This is a genomic window from Methylomonas sp. PHL2-19 (assembly GCF_059331595.1).
Genome location: NZ_CP196839.1, coordinates 2982566 through 2998737, shown reverse-complemented (window position 1 = coordinate 2998737; position 16172 = coordinate 2982566). Strand labels below are relative to the sequence as shown.

Genomic DNA, 16172 nt, shown 5'->3' with positions numbered 1-16172 from the left:
CGCAGTTTTTCAGCCTTGTCTGTTTTTGGATAATAAAAGCCATTACTTCCAACTACCTAAATCAACTTGCCAGCCCGCCGTATTCGGCGTTAGCGCTATAGCTTGCGCTCCTGACTTAACTGAAGCGGCTTCAAGCAAGGGAATGGCGCCTAAAATGGGCATGCTATCCGCGGATTTTGTCCAGGCTGATGGAAAAATGGCCTCGCCAGGTTGTGGCCTGCCTAGTTGCAAGGAACTACCCACCACCGCACCTGCCGCCAATACCAACGCGCAGGCAAAAGCCGGACTGCCCTTACCGGACGCCAGATATTCCGGCCAAATTTCATCGTAACAAACCAATAGCAGTTCACCACCCTGGCAAGCCAACTGGCACCAGGCTTCCAGCATGGCCATCGCAAAGGTGTCGGTCCCGGCGGCTATGGCGCTGGCAGGCTGAGTGCATTGTTGGGCGATGCTCCAATAACCGGCCGCGGTGTTTTGCACGGAATTATGAAAAGCAGCCGGAGAAATCACACCATCCGCTTTGACCAATTCGCTGCAGAGTTGATCGGTGGTCTTTATTTCGCCGGCCACACTGGCAAATATCGAGGGTAGCGTCGCGGGCGAACGCCGGGCATGCCCGCAAGCCGCAGTAGCAGCGCTAAACGCCATTTGCATCGCTTGGCTACTGCGCCGGCGCAACAGCGGCGGAATCGCTTCGCGGTCAATATCAAAGGCTGGAAACGGCAGACTGGCCCTAAACTCGGCGTCCGGCGCACAGGCTCCAAAGCCAAGCAGGCTCATGCAGTCCATCACGCGGCCTCCAGTAACACGCTGGCGTTGTTGCCGCCAAAGCCAAACGCATTACTCAAGATCAGTCGCGGGCTAATTTCCAGGTTCGGTGCATCGACCACCGGGAACAGGCATACCGGATCCGGTTGCCGCAAGCCGCAGGTACCGGGTAGAAACCCATGCTCCAAAGCCAGTAGGCTAACCACAGTCTCCACCGCACCTGCCGCACCCAGGGTATGACCCAGCAAACCCTTCACGCCGCTGCAGGGCGGCGGGTTTGGAAACAGGCTGGCCACGGCTCTAGCTTCGGAAAGATCGTTCAGCGAACTGGCTGTGGCGTGCAGATTGATGTAATCGACCGAGCCAACATCGCGTCCCGCCAGACGCAAGGCTTGAGCCATTGCTGTAGCGGCACCGGCACCGTCCGGATGAGGGGCACTCATGTGGTGGGCGTCGGAAGATTCGCCTACTGCCAACAATCTAGGCCTGTCGTCATGGTCGGCGCGTGGCTTTTCCAGCAATAGCAAAGCAGCGCCCTCCCCTATGTTGATGCCTTGGCGCTCGGCATCCATTGGTCTGCAGGCGTCCGGCGAGATAAGCTGTAAACTGCTGAAGCCGTGCAGCGTCAGACGGCATAAACTATCCACGCCAGCCACCAACACCGCGTCGCAACAATCTACGTTAATCAATCTTTGCGCCGCCGCCAAGGCTTTGGCGCTGGACGAACAGGCCGTGGAAATGGCATAGCAAGGCCCTTGCAAACCAAACTCCAGCTTTAAAAACTCGGCAGTCGCTTGGGCCGTTTGCACCTTGGTAAAGTAAAAATCGTCAGGCATTACGCCGTCTTGTAGCAGATGAGAATACGCATTCTCGGAGTCGTAGATGCCGGAGGTGCTAGTGCCCAGGACTAAACCCACACGTGCCTTGCCGTAGCTTGCGATTGCCCGCTCCACGTTGGCGCGAAAATCGCCTTGCGCCAGCGCTTTTAAAGCCAGTCTGGCGTTGCGGCAGTCATAGGCCTGCAAGCTAGGGCGAATTTCCGGTAACGGTGAAGCCACCTCGCCTACCAAGGTATCAAAAGGAATAGCAAATAGCGTCAGCGGTTTCAGGCAAGTACGGTTGGCGATCAGGCTGGCATACAAGGCTTCTACATCGTCGCCACCGGCACTAACGCACTGGTAGGCCGTGACGGCGACTGGAGAAATCAGCGGGGAAATACTCATTAATTCTTCGGTTTCTGGATCAGTAAAGGGCAGAGAAGAAAACCCAAGGTCACCCCCAAGCTTACCGAGAGTGCCAGAATTGGCAAGGTCGGCGTCTTGCCCAAACCCAGCGCGCCGAATGAAGCGATTGTGGTCAGTGTGGATGAGGCGATCGCATGGTAGGTAACATCGGCATCCTTACCGCGATTATCGATAAAGAATATGCCATAATCCACGCACAACGATACCGACAATAACAGGCCGATCACGTGTAGAAAACTGACTTCTTCGCCCATCAGCGCCCACGTCGCGAAAATGAACAGAACGGATGCCACCGAAGGCAGCAAGGTCAAAAACACCTTGCGCAGATTGCGTTGTTGCAGCCAGATGAACAAGGCCATCACCGCGATGCCAACGCCCAGCATAAGCAAGGATCGGTCTCGGTATTTACCCGCCAAATGATCCAATTGATCTTTTTGACTGAAATAACGCGTACCTTCCAAACCGGCCAGGCCCGCTATCAGTTTCTCGGGATCGTGTTCTCCCAACCACAGCGACAACATCACCCCGGTTTGCCCACTGACTATTTGCCCGGACAGAATATGTCTGACCGGCGAGTCCATCACCGACTCAGGTTGCAGCGCTGCGGGGGACGCCGGGGCTAACGTCCCTAACTTCTCGACCGACAAGCCCGCCTGAGCTAAGCCGGCTTGCCAAGCTTGCTGAAATTCCGGCGTCAGGCCACGTTGGTAAACCTGGCTGTTCTCGGTTTGCAACTGCTTGGATACCAACCACGGAAACAGGCCGTGATATTCGCTAATGACTCCGGCTTGCTTTAAAGACTGCAACCGGCGTTCGGCGGCTTCGGACCGTTGCAGCGCAGTTTCCCAGTCGTCGGCTTGTATCAACACAAAACGGCCCGGTTCGATACTGGAAAAATGCGCGCGCACTGCCGCATCCTGCTGTTTTAAGCTATCCATATTGACCGCCAGTTGCTGCATATCGCTCATCCAACGAATTTGCGGCAGACATAGCACAGCCATGACGACGCTTGCGGCGAACAGGCCGAGCAAGATTTTCCGGTGCCGGCCGCAAAAATCCACCCAAGCGCCGATGCCCGGCAAATGTGCGGCGTGCAACGATGAATTGATCAGCAAAGCCGGCAATACCCAGCGGGTCAAGCCCAGCGAGCCGACGACGCTGGCCAAGGCAAATACGGCAATTTGCTCGAAGCCTGGAAAACCGGTAAAGCCCAAGGCGCCGTAGCCGATCACCGTGGTCAAGCCGCCCATCAACAGGCTGGGCCACAACAGCTTGGCCGCCGCTAGCGGAGTATTGCGATGCTTAGCGCAATGCACCATCACATGAATCGGGTAATCGGAGGAGATGCCGATCAAACTGGCGCCCAAGGCCAGCGTCAGACTGTGGACTTGCGGAAAGACTAAAGCCGTTGCCAGGGTGCCGATTACAAACGACGCGCCCTGCACCATCATCACCCAATGCAAAGCCGAGAACGAGTGAAACAGGAATAAAAATACTAAGGCCACCGCCAGACTGGACACCACCGACACCAGCGTCACATCCTGACTAATCTCGCTCTGCGCGGAGACGCTGAACACCGGCACCCCGGCCATCGACAACTTAAACGCGCCGCCGGCTTCTGCGTTCAAATTGTCGAAGCCGGCCCGAATCGCCGCTTGCAGGCGCGTCTGCGCTGCCGAATCCAGCGCCGCCGGCCGGCTTTGCAAGATTAACGCGCCACCCTGACTGCGTTTGGCTTGCTGCTGAAATTGCCCCTGTAACGCCTTGAAGCCGTTGAGCGACAGCAACAACGGATCTTGCTTGGCAATGGTTTTCACAAAGCTACCTTGCGGCGACAGCAAGGCTTGCTTCAATCCTGCGGCTTTGGCCGGCAACTGGGTTGGGTCGAACAAATCAGGCGCGTCTTGTTCGGGGTTTAGACTGAACAACCGGGCGTGGTATGGCGCATACGAAGCTACGGCATCGACCCAGTCGCGGGGCGGCTGATCGGCCGGCCACACTTGCTCCACGTCACCCAGCTTAGCTAACTGACTAAGCAGTCTGGCACTGAATGCGGCCAGGGAAATTGGGGTTTCGCCGCCAATCGTGGCGTCTGTCACTGGAGGGTGATCGGACTTTTCCACCACCAGCAAATAGCGCCGCGACAGCTCGCCTGACTTCAACAAGCCGGCCAACAGCCTGGAGTCTTCATCGTCGGTCGCGGTAAAAAAAGCGTTCAGGTCTGTCTCGACCTTGATCTGCCAGAACGTGATGGCCAGGAATAAGGGAAACAGCAGCACAAACCAGCGCTTTCGCCAGACAAAAGACATGCCCTATTCTCCGCTGGCTTCCCGCAACAAACTGGGGAGCGAATAGTCCTGTATTTGTGCTGCCGTGGCTTTGTGCATGCGGTATTCGGTGGATTCGCCGTCCGGCTGTTTGATTAAAATGCGCCGTTGCTGGTCTTGGTCATCGCCGGATAATTCAATGGAAGGGAGATCATCACCGCTCAACTCGGGTTTCGGCGTCAAGCGCAAAGTCCATTGCGGGCCTTGCTTGTCGGCGGCGATGGCATAATTAAGCTGCAAGTCTTCGGTGCGGCCTTGCAGGATGCTGCGAAACACTTTGATTTGCTCGCCCGCCGGCCCCGCCGAATCCAAAGCCGCGCTGTGACGCTGGTTTTGCTGCGGGTCCCAGTAAAGCATGCGCTGTTCGGCGATAGCCATAATCACCCGCGCCGGTTGCAGTTGCAATTTGACCAGGCTACCGTCGGTGCCGGACAGCATGACACCTTGTCCGTGCCATGGCGCGTCTGCCAGTTCCAGCACGCGGGTTTCCTCATACTGAAACTGCGCCTGACCTGTTTGGCGGATTCGAGTCAATAACTCGCTCAGGACCGCGTCATCAGTCCATCCAAGCACGGGTAATATGGCTAAAAGCAAACACAGCGTGCGCTTTATCGTCATCCCTTGAATACCTTATGGCCTTTCATGGCGATGCATTTGAAGGTCTCCAGAGCCGGTGGAATTTCCAAATCCGGAAAGCGCTTGTGCCGGTAAAACCATTCACCGGTTCCGAGTAACCCCATCAACCCATACACCACTACACCGGTGTAAAGTGCCCAAGCGGTCTGCCCAATGATAGCCGGCAGCGCGGCGCAGATCGCGATGTTGACGGCAAAGAACAAGGTCCAAACCCAGGTCAGGTTCCGGCAATATTCGGCTATACCCGGCACTAACTCGGGAAACTGCAAACGCACCAAGCGTTCAATGAAAGAAGGCGGCGACCACAGGGTATGCCCGAATAAAAAAGTCAGCCACAAATAGGCAAACGACGGCACCAGCCAGACAAAATAGGTCTTGGCAAAATAGGCGCCGGCCAGCAACACTGCTGCCAGTAAAAAACTAAGCAAACGCGAGATTAGCCCGGACGATGTAAAACCGCGCCACAAGGTCAGCGCAGCGAAGACGATGAGTTCAAAGCTGGCAAATCCCAGACCAGCCAGATAGGCACTCAAAAAAGGATAAGCGACGACGATACCGGCGATAATCAGCGGTTTGACGACCTGCCCCATGGTTAACGGGTGCGATTAGCGGCGACGAATTCGGCGAGCGAGCGGAGAGAGAGAAAGATCTGATTATTGCGTTCGTCGCCGGAGGTGATCTTGATGCCGTATTGCCGGTCCAGCATCACGCCGATTTCCAGCGCGTCGATAGAGTCCAAACCCAATCCACCGCCGAACAAAGCATCATCCGGTGACAGGTCATCCGGGACGATGTCTTCCAGGAGCAAGCCCTCGATAAGCATGGTTTTCAATTGGCTGATCAAGTCTTCTGACATGGCTGTTCAAGTTCCATTAACAAACGCCGGATTCTACACAAATTCCCGCAGCGGTTCAAAATCACTTGGATTGCGGCGTGGGGAATGCCAAAATTGCTGCGAGCTTAGCCCACCCGAACTTCCAACTCCGACAAACCGACACGTGCGTCCTTTCCTGGCCTTCAAAGTCCTGCTGTTTACCCTGATAGTCCCCGGCGCGGTGCTGATTTACCTGCCTTACTACTTACTTTCGGATCCGGAGAACTGGCAGACAGTAAATGCGGCATGGGCGATACCTGCCGGCTTGTGTATCATGCTGGGCCTAGCTATTTACCTGCGCTGCGCCTGGGATTTTGCTGTCGCGGGCTTGGGTACGCCAGCGCCTATCGATCCACCGAAGAAACTGGTAGTGAGCGGCTTGTATAGGCGAACCCGCAATCCGATGTTTCAAGGCGTATTGCTGGTGCTGCTAGCGGAATGTTTGCTGTATGCCGATCCGGGCCTGATAGGCTATGCCGGCTCGATTGCGCTGTTTTTTCATATTACCGTGGTGTTTCGCGAAGAACCGGATTTGACCAGCCGGTTTGGTGCGTCTTACAGCCACTATTGTCGGCAAGTGCCGCGCTGGGGTTTTGCGTTAAAAGCCTTTTCCCCGGAGCCGATTTAACGCACGTGCTGCGCTTTGACTAGGATTTGTTTTTAACTCACCCACCTTTTGCTGCCATGAAGGAAATACTCAAGCATTTCATCTTTGCCGAACTGATTTACCACGAAGACCCGGCCACATTCGGCGACGACGACAACCTGTTGGACGCCGGCCTGGATAGCATGGGCATCATGCGTTTAATCATGTTCGCCGAGAAAGAATTCGGCGTGACGCTGCCTGACACCGAAATCGAACCGGATAACGTCGGCAGTCTGAACTCGCTGGAAAGCTGGATCCGCCGTAGCGGTTACAGCGGATGACGGACTCCGCGGACAAACTGTTCAATCCTGGCGATTACTTTACTTACGTTCTCGATCAAGAAATTCGTAACGCAGGCATGCCAGGCGGCTATTGCGGCTTTGCCTTGCAATTGGCCCAAACGCCGGACTTGTCCGATCTGCAAAAGCGCCTGGATTTGCTGGTGGAGCGCTTTCCTCAATCTTCAGCCGTTATTCAGCCGCGCGGCAAGCGTTTTGCCTGGGTCGCCACCGGCGACCCGATACCGCTGGAACTACATCAGTGCCAACCCGGTGCGGATCAGGCGGACGAATCGCAGCGTTTGCTGTTGGACATTTTCAATCGCCCGGAATCCCGGCCGCTGACCGTGCACTGGATAGCCGGCGCTGAAGGCGGCACTTTGCTGCTGATCTGGCTGCATCCTCTGCTGGACGCGCGCGGTTGCAAGATATTGCTGGACTTTCTGTCGTCCGAGCGGCCGGAAAGTTTCAAGGAATCTTCGTCCTTAATCGAAGCCAAACTGGCGCAATGGAGCTTCTGGAAAAAACTGCAGTTATTCTTCAAAGCCAAACGCCACAATACCGCCGCCAATAGCCTGGATAGTTGCCTGCCCACACAAATTGAACAAGGCCCGCAGCGCCTGCACTTAAAAATACAGCGCTTCGATGCTGACCAATCGCAACGCATCGCCAAGTTGGCGCAACAAGCCACTGGCTTGACCGGGCGTACCTTGTACTATCTCGGCTGCTTCATGCGGGCGATGGAACTGGTCGGCCCGCCGGCCGCTAAAGACGGTTATTGCATCCCTTATGCGTTTAACCTGCGCCGCCAGAACGCTCCGACGCCGGTATTCGGCAATCATATCGGCTGCCTGTTCGCCCGCGCCACTCGCGAGCAAGTGCGGGATAGAACAGGCTTGTTTGCACACTTACTCAGCGAACATCAGCAAGTGGTGCGCGATGAACTGGACTTGGCCTACCTGCCGTTGATGTGGCTGGGCCAATGGCTATCGCCCGACAAATACGCGAAAGTGCTGCGTAAACAACACAGCGGCGGTGAGTTGAGCTCCTTGTGGTTTTCCGACATTGGCGAATTGTCCTGGAGCAAGAAAGGCTTTCTAGGTGTCCCAGTGACTGATCTATCGCTGATGTGCTGGATGACCTTGCCGCCCGGTCTGGCACTGCTGGCCAGCCAACTCGACGGCAAGCTGGTTTTGTCCTATAGCTACTTAGCGCCAGCGATCGATGAAGCGTGGTTGGATGCGGTGATCGCGCGGATGAATGTCGAGTTATTGGATAGCCCATAATACTCTCTCATCTCCACCTATCGTTCCCACGCTCCAGCGTGGGAATGCAGTTAGAACCGCTCCAGCGGTTCTGGACGCTGGAGCGTCCCTGACCGGGTTCCCATTTATGCCCCGTGGGTACGCGGGAGCGTGGGAACCATAAAATCGTCATTTTTTAGCGAAACCTAAACCGATGTTGCTAGCGCCTTTTCTACACCAATGCCAACTCCAGCCCGACGCCCCGGCTTTGCAAGAGCAAGACCGGCAAGTCAGCTATCGGCAATTACTGCAACAGGCCCAAACCATTGCCGCTGCCTTGCAAGCAAGAGGCGTCCGTCCAGGCCAGCCGGTCGCGGTACATCTGGATCGCGGCATAGATGCCGCCTGCGCGCTGTTCGGTGTCTTGTTGGCGGGAGCCTGCTATGTGCCTTTAGATCTGAAGAATCCGGCACCCAGACTGAGCTTTATCGTCGCCGATGCTCGGGTTTGCGCAGTAGTAGGATCGGATTCGGCGCCTGACTGGCTAGATGAAAATTTGTGGCTGGACATCGCCAACTGTAACGAAGGTGTGTCAGCTCCAGTTGAAACTCCCGCCGAATCGCTGGCGGCGATTTTGTATACATCAGGCTCCACCGGCCAACCGCGTGGCGTAGCGCTCAGCCATAGAGCGGTATCAGCATTCGCATCGTGGGCCGCCGATTTGCTGACTTTAACGCCTGCCGACCGCATCGCCAGCAGCGCACCGTTTTTCTTCGATCTATCCACCTTCGATCTTTACGCCGTGTTAGGTAGCGGTGCCAGCCTGCATTTCATCCCGGCCGGCTTGACCATGGCCCCAGCTCGGTTAAGCGCCTGGCTGAGCGAACACGCCATCAGCGGCTGGTACACCGTGCCCTCCTTGCTGGCCTTCCTCACTTACAAAGGCAATTTGGCACAAACCCCGCTGGCGGCTTTGCGCTTCATTATTTTCGCCGGCGAGGTGTTCCCCACCCCGGCGCTGATCGATCTGGCCGCCAGTTTGCCGCTGACCACCTTGTACAATTTCTTCGGCCCCACCGAAACCAATGTCTGCTGCTATTGGCCGGTACAACGCGAGCGTTTGATCGCCGAGCAAACCATCCCCATCGGCCTCCCTGCCGCCGGTTGCGAACTGCGCATAGCCGCCGACACCGGCGAGTTATGGGTTCGCGGACCGACGCTAGCCAGCGGCTACTGGCGCGACGGCGGTGTGCAGTCCTTTCTAAACCCTGACGATTGGTATCCTACCGGCGACCGCGCCAGCCAGGAGCACGGCGAATACCGCTTTCACGGCCGCTTGGGACGCATGCTGAAATGTTCCGGCTACCGCGTCGAACCGGCGGAAATTGAGGCGGTCATTAATGCCATCACTGGTGTCAAAGGTTGCGCCGTGATCGGTGTGGACGACCCAACCGCCGGCCAGCGCCCGGCTTTGGCAGTGGTTTTGGAACCGGGAATGAGCATCGCCGAGATTCGGAAGTTACTCAGCCGCCAATTGCCGGCCTATATGCACCCGAGTCGTTATCTGATTTTGGAAGAGTTGCCGCGATTGGCGAATGGGAAGGTGGATTATCGGCATTTGATGTTGCTAGAAACTCAAGGATGACTCCGAAATTCGCTAACCCTTGGATTGTCTAGGTTGCGGCAATCGGAGATGATATACAGAAACTTCATAATCACTTGTTGGGCATCGCTATGCCACTAGCCGAGAATTTCCTTGCTTCCCTGACATGCCCTCACCCGAAGTTCATCTTTGATCGCCTTCGGAAAGGGCCAACGCACAGGGGTATGGTGGTCTGGAAATGGCGGTCTGAGGTAAGTCCGGCTGATCTTTACTGCTACCTTGGTGCAAGATTTGGTAGGCCGAATGGTCCGCAAAACTTCTTACGCAATAACAGTTCCGACAACTTGATTCACTGGGAGTGGGTTCTAGATCACCCATCTGGGACTATCCACATTCAAGGGATGAACTTCAGAACCGAAATATGGGTTTCCAGTGGACTGAACGTATCTGATGTCGATAGCGAAATCTTCGCCGCGCAAATCAAGGCAGATTTTGCAAACTATGGGCAGAAAATCGGCGAGATTCGAAAGTCGCTTGAAAAGTGGACGGAATTTGTGAACCCCTATCAGCGGTTACGCCGCACGATCGAGAAGATGCTATCCGATGTTCACGCCTTGGACCTTCAGCCAGAAACGCAAGCGATCCCCGATATCACCGAGATCGATGACATCCAGCAAGACAGATGTGGAGAAATTCTCGGCAGATACAGCAAGGGGCTTGGTCTTTGCTTTGGTATTCGCTCTATGCTGCCAGTGATGGCAGAGGCGTATGTCAACTTTTTGCTGTTCGCACTAATGCGCCCAGAACTCAAGAGTGACGAACGGCTACGAGAAAACACAATTCGACAACCAATCGATGTCCGCGTGAAATCGCTGCATATAACTTGCGTTGGTTTTGAAAACCCAGTGGACTATACATCGCCAGCATGCAAGGCCTATCACACCCTTGTCAACGAACGGAACGATTTGTTGCATGGCAATGTTGTTCTCGAAAAACTCCGTTTCAATGACGTCTACTTCCACGGAAGAGTTCCGGTATTCAAGGAATATCGAAGCATGTGGGAGCGTACTGTGGGTGTTGAAATCAATGCGGTTGGGTTGCAGCGTCTCTCTGAAGAGGTGGCAACAGTAAATACTTTCATTGAATATTTGACATCCTGCATGAAGCCCGATGTTAAGAAGAACATCGACATGATGTCAAACAAGCGCAACCTTGGATTGAACCAGCAAAATGGAAGAATTGGCATCTTGTTCTCTGATCGGCTTGTCGACATGCACATGGGGATGGATAGCCAAACCACTGACCCTAACAGTGATGCCCAACCCTGCGACCCACCGGGCGCTGCGTGATAAAGCCGTGCAGTGCCCATTAATTCTACGTTTCCATCGTTCCCACGCTCCGCGTGGGAACGTAGCCCCGGACGCTCCAGCGTCCTAAACCAACAAACAGCCAATGGCCCGAAGTCGTTACATCATCACTGAACCCCAGCAAGCGCATTTCATGACCTGCACGGTCGTGGAATGGCTGCCGGTCTTTACTCGGCCGGAAACCGTGCAAATCCTGCTCGACTGCTGGCAATTTCAACGGCAACAGGTCGGCTTGAAACTGTATGGCTATGTGGTTCTGGAAAACCATCTGCATTTCATCGCGCAGAGCGCCACGCTGGATAAATGCGTTGCCAGTTTCAAAGCCTATACCGCGCGGCGGATCATCAATCATCTGCAAGCGAAACGAGCCGAACATTTATTGCAGAGATTACGGTTTGCCAAATGCGCTCACAAGCATGATCGGGAGTTTCAGTTCTGGCAGGAGGGTGTGCATGCGGAGCTGATTCTTAATGAAGCGATGATGCGGGAGAAGTTAGATTATATTCATGCCAATCCGGTGAAGCGGGGTTATGTAAATTTGCCCGAGCATTGGCGCTATTCCAGTGCTGCGAACTATGCGGGATTAGGCGGCTTGATCGAAATCGATACTTGGTAGCCGTGACGCTGGAGCGTCTGGGGCGGCATTCCCACGCTGGAGCGTGGGAACGATAAGAAAAACCGGCCGTCACGGATTCGCCATATAGTCAAAAAACTCCCGCAGCCAAGCCTCGCCACGCTTTTTTGGAAATTGGTTGGGGTGTTTCTTGACCCATTGCAAGGCGTAAATCATCGGCACCGAATCCAGGTCTTTGATATGGCTGGTGCGCCAAAGTTTGCGGACAATTTTGGACACCTGAAATTTTAACTCGATGTGCCTGACGTGTTCCTGTGTCGGGTTTTGGCAATGTTCGGCCGGCGATGTCACCAGATATTCTCGGCAAGCCAAGGGCCGGACCGGGTGGATGGAGCAGCTTTCTGCCTCCAAAAACGGACAGGGGACGCCTTGCTGAAAATAAGTCAGCGCGTGTTGCTCTACCGCTTCGTGGCTGGTGCCTTCAGCCAGCATCTGTTCGAGCCGGCTCAGCCACTGGATAGCGTCCAGTTTTTCGCAAGCGTCGGCAAAGCGCTGCTTGACCGTGGAACGCCTGGGCTCGGGCAATTGCTCGACCACGCCGGCGATTTGGTAGGCTTCGAATTCCGCCAACGGCACGACTTGTCGGCAGCAGGCGCCGCAGCCGGCTTGGCAGGAGATGGTCTCCTGGTCCGTAACAAAGGCAGCCACTGCGGTTTCGACAAAAGTGTTGTTGATGCGATGCAGTGCCGGCAGCATCGCTACCGGCGTCACTTTTTCCGTTGGCGCGCTGAATTTCAGCTCGATAGGCTTACCGTAAAGCGTTAGTTTGACGTTGGCGGGTGTGGTTTTGCTCATACGTGCTTTTAAGTTATTGATAATTTTCTAGCCAGGCTTACTCTGGTTGACCAATCGCAAGCGGTGGGACCTGGCGTTCCAAGCCTAACCAGCATAGAAGCTTTTGCGAAAAACAGAAACTTTGTCTTTGCAAGCTTGCCTCGACGCTGTATGCCTTCGTTCCCACGCCGGAGCTTGGGAACGATACAATAGAATGCAAATTCATTGCGTTTGCTCAAATCCTAAACCATGACTATAGCCACTGATTTTTCCGAGATCCTTGCTTACGCAGGCCGACCGAATGAAACCCAAATCAAAGTCCGTTTGCGTGCCGTCGCTGAACTTGGTGTATTTCGACATGCCCTGCCCTCTGCCGTCGGCGGTTTTGGCGATAACTTTGCCTCGTTAGTCGAAACCCATCGCCGCCTTGGCGAAACTTGTCGCGATCCCGGTCTGATGCTGGCGATCAACGCCCATCTGTGGGGTTCTGTATACCCTATCTTGTTGTACGGCTGCGAGGCGCAGAAAGAAAAATTTCTGCCGGCTTTGTTGAGCGGAGACTGGCTGGGCGGGCATGCCATCACCGAGCCGTCTTGCGGCTCCGACGTGCAAGCGATGACTACTCATGCCAAACAAGCGGGCGACGGTTATCTACTAAACGGCGAAAAGCGTTATATCACTAACGTGCCAATGGCCGACTGGTTGGTGATTTACGCCAAATTGGACGGCAAGATTTCCGCTTTCCTGGTGTCCCGTGAAGATGACGGCTGCCATTTCAGCAATGAAAGTGCATTGGATGGCTGCAGGGGCAGCGCCACCGGCAGCGTGAGTTTGCAAGATTGTCGAATCGATGCCGATCGCCTGCTCGGAAAAATCGGCGCCGGCACCCAGATGATCCAAAAGGCTTTGGAGTACGAACGGGCCTTCGTGTTCGCCGGCATCGCCGGGCTCATGGATTGGCAATTGGCGGAAGTGGTTCGTTATAGCCGGGAGCGGCGCTCCGGCGGCGTGCATTTGGGTAAGCATCAGGCCGTCAGCCATCGCATCGCCGAGATGAAGTTACGGCTGGACACCGTCAATTTATGGCTGGGGGAATGCGCGCGATTGTGCGACGCCGGCCAACGCCTGACGATGGCGTCGGCGCAAACCAAGTTGTATGCGGCCGAGGCTTTCTTGCAATCCAGCCTGGATGCGGTGCAGATCATGGGCGCGGCCGGCTTGGAATCGGGGGGCGCGATGGCTGAATTGGTCCAGGATGCGCTAGCCGGGCGGCTTTTTTCTGGCAGCTCGGAAGTGCAGAAAAATCTGATCGCCGCCCTGCTCGGTACCGGCGACGCTTACCGGTTAAACACGCACCCCCATTCATGATGAATTTTTCCGCTTACCGCAACTGGCAGCCTACGCCGCTAATGAAGGTTTCATTGGCAATAACAATAGCCGCTCCGCTGGCGATAGTTATTCAACCAAGCATTTGGCCTTGGGCCTTGATGACTTTTATTGCCGATCAGTTGGTTTTAACCTTTGCCGGGCTTTGGCCGCGTTGCTCTTGGGTAGGCTCGAACTGGACCTCGCTGCCGCCTGCCGCCGCCGCGCGGGGCGACATTGCCATTACCATAGACGATGGCCCCGATCCTGAAATCACCCCCGCCGTGCTGGACCTGCTGGATCGCTTCGGCGCCAAAGCCACGTTTTTCTGCATCGCCGATAAAGCCCAACGCTACCCGGATTTGTGTCGGGACATCGTCAAACGCGGCCACGCGGTCGAAAATCACAGCATGCATCACCAATATCATTTGCCGTTTCTGCTGCTAAATGGCTGGATGGCCGAACTAAACGCGGCCCAGGATACTCTGACTGAGGTGACCGGCATTCGGCCCCGGTTTTTTCGGCCGCCGGTCGGTTTGCGCAATCCTTTGCTTGATCCGGTGCTCAGCCGCCTGGGTTTGCAATTGGCTAGTTGGACCAAGCGCGGCTTTGACACGATTGAAGGCAATCCGCAAGTCGTCTTGGCGAAATTGTTGAAAGACCTGAAAGCTGGCGACATTCTGTTGTTGCATGACAGTAATGTTGCCCGCACAAGCAACAATCAGCCGGTAATTCTAGAAGTGCTTCCTCCCTTGCTGGAGGCCATTGCTGTCGCGAATTTGCAACCGGTCACGCTGAGTGAAAGCTTGGATCGTTGCCAAAATCCCTAACGCATTTGTCTGATTTCGGAGAATTAAGCCATGAAAAAAACCTATGCCAGTGCAGCTTTAAGCCTGTTCTTGAGCGGCTGCGCGTTTCAAGCACCCGATTATTTACAAATGGTCACCGCGCCGGAACTAAATCAGCTGATGCAACAGCAGGATATTTTTCTGGTGGACGTGCATACCCCGGAGCAGCGGCATATCAAAGGCACCGATGTGTTTATTCCTTACAACAATGTCGAGAAATACCTGGATAAACTGCCGCAAGATAAAACCACTCCGATTTATCTGTATTGCGAAGGTGGGCCGATGGGCAATGCCGCAGCTAGAACGCTACACGAACTAGGTTACGAGCATTTGCGCAATTTGGAAGGGGGAACCAAAGCCTGGGCTAAAGCCGGATTTGGGTTTGAATAGTCCAATGATCGCTACTGGAACCGGAACTGCAACTGCCGGCTCCAGTACATCAAAAGCCCCGGGCTTATTCGACAATGCTATCGACTTTGCCGTTTTTAAATTTCACCAAAAAGCGGTTGAATAGATTGGACCAGTAAGTCCAGTCGTCGCTATCGAGCGAAGGCGTGACATGCTGCGGCGGGTAGCCGATGGCGGCCAGCACGGCTTTTTTGCTCATGCCTGTCTTCACCTGCCCTGCCAAAATACTTTCGCGCTCGGTGGGAGTATATTGATTGAGGTCTACCTTACTGGTGCCGGCAATTTTACTGAAAGCAATCGGCATATCGTCTTTGGTAAATTTTTGCACGTTTTCGATGGTAATCAGTTGGCCGCTGGATTCCACTCTAAGCACCGCCTCGTCGGAGGTCAGTTTCAGCAGCGCTACTGGTGTATTGATTGGAATCAACTGGCCTTTACGGTAATTGGTGGTGCGGAACCGGTTCTGCTCTTGGAACAGGCTGAACTGCGTATAGTAAACCTGCGCGGGCTGGACAGCCGCTGCCGCACCTTCACCTGGCTTAAGCTCCTTCTTGCAGCCCACCGCCAACACAGCCAAGCAGAGCAACATCACAATGTAGTTTTTTCTGAACATAATCAAAATCCCTCGAGCAAAAGGTTAAGAACAGGCTGACGCTAGGCAACAGGCGACGCGACAGTACAACAAAGACGACAAACCGGAACAGCCCAAAACACAAACGCTACAGTAAGCACCTAGCTAGGGCGAATCAGATTTAATCCCGAGCTTTTCCAAAAACACCGCCGGCGAAGCGAAACACATTTCGCGGCTGTCCGCGTCCACAGCGGCCTGGATGGTATGGCCCTTGGCCAACACTTCGCCGGTTTCGGCGTCGGCGACCCGGTATTTAATCTTCATCCGGTATTCCCATTCCACCAACTCCGCTGATACCTTGATCCGCTGTTCGAACTGTGCCGGACGCACATAACGTAATTGCAAATCCACAATCGGCCAGACGTAACCGGTTTCCTTCATCGCCATATAACCGTAGCCGATTTTATCCAGCATCGCGCAACGGGCAATCTCGATGTATTTGCAATAATGGCCGTGCCAGGCAATGTTAAGTAAATCAATGTCGTGAAACGGCACAGTTAATTCCACTTCGGCGCGCAACAT

The 16172-nt window shown here is 54.8% G+C and carries 18 protein-coding genes; 9 read left to right on the top strand and 9 right to left on the bottom strand.

The genetic code is table 11. The features are described 5' to 3' along the window. Window positions 1-42: 42 nt before the first annotated feature. The 6 genes from ACR02O_RS13765 to ACR02O_RS13740 are packed head-to-tail and all read right to left on the bottom strand — an operon-like array spanning window position 43 to window position 5834. On the bottom strand, window positions 43-792 hold the full coding sequence (locus ACR02O_RS13765) for a beta-ketoacyl synthase chain length factor (protein WP_458139240.1): 750 nt from the start codon (window positions 790-792) through the stop codon (window positions 43-45). Beyond that, window positions 792-1994: a beta-ketoacyl-ACP synthase gene (locus ACR02O_RS13760; protein ID WP_458137459.1), complete on the bottom strand. Its 1203-nt coding sequence runs from the start codon at window positions 1992-1994 to the stop codon at window positions 792-794. Before ACR02O_RS13760 ends, ACR02O_RS13765 begins: the two co-directional genes overlap by 1 nt. Then, window positions 1994-4324, bottom strand: a complete 2331-nt coding sequence (locus tag ACR02O_RS13755; RefSeq protein WP_494521848.1) for an MMPL family transporter — start codon at window positions 4322-4324, stop codon at window positions 1994-1996. Before ACR02O_RS13755 ends, ACR02O_RS13760 begins: the two co-directional genes overlap by 1 nt. Window positions 4325-4327: 3 nt before the next feature. Then, on the bottom strand, window positions 4328-4960 hold the full coding sequence (locus ACR02O_RS13750; RefSeq protein WP_494521847.1) for a LolA family protein: 633 nt from the start codon (window positions 4958-4960) through the stop codon (window positions 4328-4330). Beyond that, a complete protein-coding gene (locus ACR02O_RS13745; protein ID WP_494521846.1) occupies window positions 4957-5568 on the bottom strand; it encodes a COG4648 family protein in 612 nt (203 codons plus the stop codon). The genes ACR02O_RS13750 and ACR02O_RS13745 overlap by 4 nt, the downstream gene beginning before the upstream one ends. Window positions 5569-5570: 2 nt before the next feature. Beyond that, entirely contained in the window at window positions 5571-5834 is a 264-nt protein-coding gene (locus ACR02O_RS13740; RefSeq protein WP_033156258.1) for a phosphopantetheine-binding protein, read from the bottom strand. A gap of 142 nt (window positions 5835-5976) precedes the next feature. Between ACR02O_RS13740 and ACR02O_RS13735 the strand changes: the two genes are divergently transcribed. From ACR02O_RS13735 to ACR02O_RS13710, 6 genes are all read left to right on the top strand, one after another. Continuing rightward, window positions 5977-6480 (top strand): methyltransferase family protein, encoded by a 504-nt coding sequence (locus tag ACR02O_RS13735; protein WP_319963072.1) that lies wholly within the window; start codon window positions 5977-5979, stop codon window positions 6478-6480. Window positions 6481-6536: 56 nt separating this feature from the next. Continuing rightward, window positions 6537-6779, top strand: a complete 243-nt coding sequence (locus ACR02O_RS13730; RefSeq protein ID WP_494521845.1) for a phosphopantetheine-binding protein — start codon at window positions 6537-6539, stop codon at window positions 6777-6779. Next, a complete protein-coding gene (locus tag ACR02O_RS13725; protein WP_494521844.1) occupies window positions 6776-8062 on the top strand; it encodes a hypothetical protein in 1287 nt (428 codons plus the stop codon). The genes ACR02O_RS13730 and ACR02O_RS13725 overlap by 4 nt, the downstream gene beginning before the upstream one ends. 172 nt (window positions 8063-8234) lie before the next feature. After that, complete coding sequence (locus ACR02O_RS13720) at window positions 8235-9665, top strand: amino acid adenylation domain-containing protein (protein ID WP_458137453.1); 1431 nt, start codon at window positions 8235-8237, stop codon at window positions 9663-9665. Between the two features lie 359 nt (window positions 9666-10024). Further along, complete coding sequence (locus ACR02O_RS13715; protein ID WP_458137452.1) at window positions 10025-10972, top strand: hypothetical protein; 948 nt, start codon at window positions 10025-10027, stop codon at window positions 10970-10972. Between the two features lie 103 nt (window positions 10973-11075). Further along, entirely contained in the window at window positions 11076-11606 is a 531-nt protein-coding gene (locus ACR02O_RS13710) for an REP-associated tyrosine transposase (RefSeq protein ID WP_458137451.1), read from the top strand. A 69-nt stretch (window positions 11607-11675) separates the two neighbouring features. Here ACR02O_RS13710 and ACR02O_RS13705 read toward each other — a convergent pair whose 3' ends face one another. Continuing rightward, entirely contained in the window at window positions 11676-12419 is a 744-nt protein-coding gene (locus ACR02O_RS13705) for a YkgJ family cysteine cluster protein (protein WP_458137450.1), read from the bottom strand. A gap of 228 nt (window positions 12420-12647) precedes the next feature. Here ACR02O_RS13705 and ACR02O_RS13700 point away from each other — a divergent pair, with 228 nt between their 5' ends. The 3 genes from ACR02O_RS13700 to ACR02O_RS13690 are packed head-to-tail and all read left to right on the top strand — an operon-like array spanning window position 12648 to window position 15001. Beyond that, entirely contained in the window at window positions 12648-13766 is a 1119-nt protein-coding gene (locus ACR02O_RS13700) for an acyl-CoA dehydrogenase family protein (protein WP_319962838.1), read from the top strand. Further along, window positions 13763-14593 (top strand): polysaccharide deacetylase family protein, encoded by an 831-nt coding sequence (locus ACR02O_RS13695; protein WP_225893098.1) that lies wholly within the window; start codon window positions 13763-13765, stop codon window positions 14591-14593. The genes ACR02O_RS13700 and ACR02O_RS13695 overlap by 4 nt, the downstream gene beginning before the upstream one ends. A 30-nt stretch (window positions 14594-14623) precedes the next feature. Continuing rightward, window positions 14624-15001 carry a rhodanese-like domain-containing protein gene (locus tag ACR02O_RS13690; RefSeq protein WP_033156266.1) on the top strand — a complete coding sequence of 126 codons (378 nt, stop codon included), beginning with the start codon at window positions 14624-14626 and terminating at the stop codon, window positions 14999-15001. A 64-nt stretch (window positions 15002-15065) separates the two neighbouring features. On the opposite strand, the gene ACR02O_RS13685 is transcribed toward ACR02O_RS13690, so the two are convergent. Continuing rightward, window positions 15066-15632 (bottom strand): hypothetical protein, encoded by a 567-nt coding sequence (locus ACR02O_RS13685; protein WP_033156267.1) that lies wholly within the window; start codon window positions 15630-15632, stop codon window positions 15066-15068. 123 nt (window positions 15633-15755) lie between these two features. Beyond that, complete coding sequence (locus tag ACR02O_RS13680; protein ID WP_171695439.1) at window positions 15756-16172, bottom strand: acyl-CoA thioesterase; 417 nt, start codon at window positions 16170-16172, stop codon at window positions 15756-15758.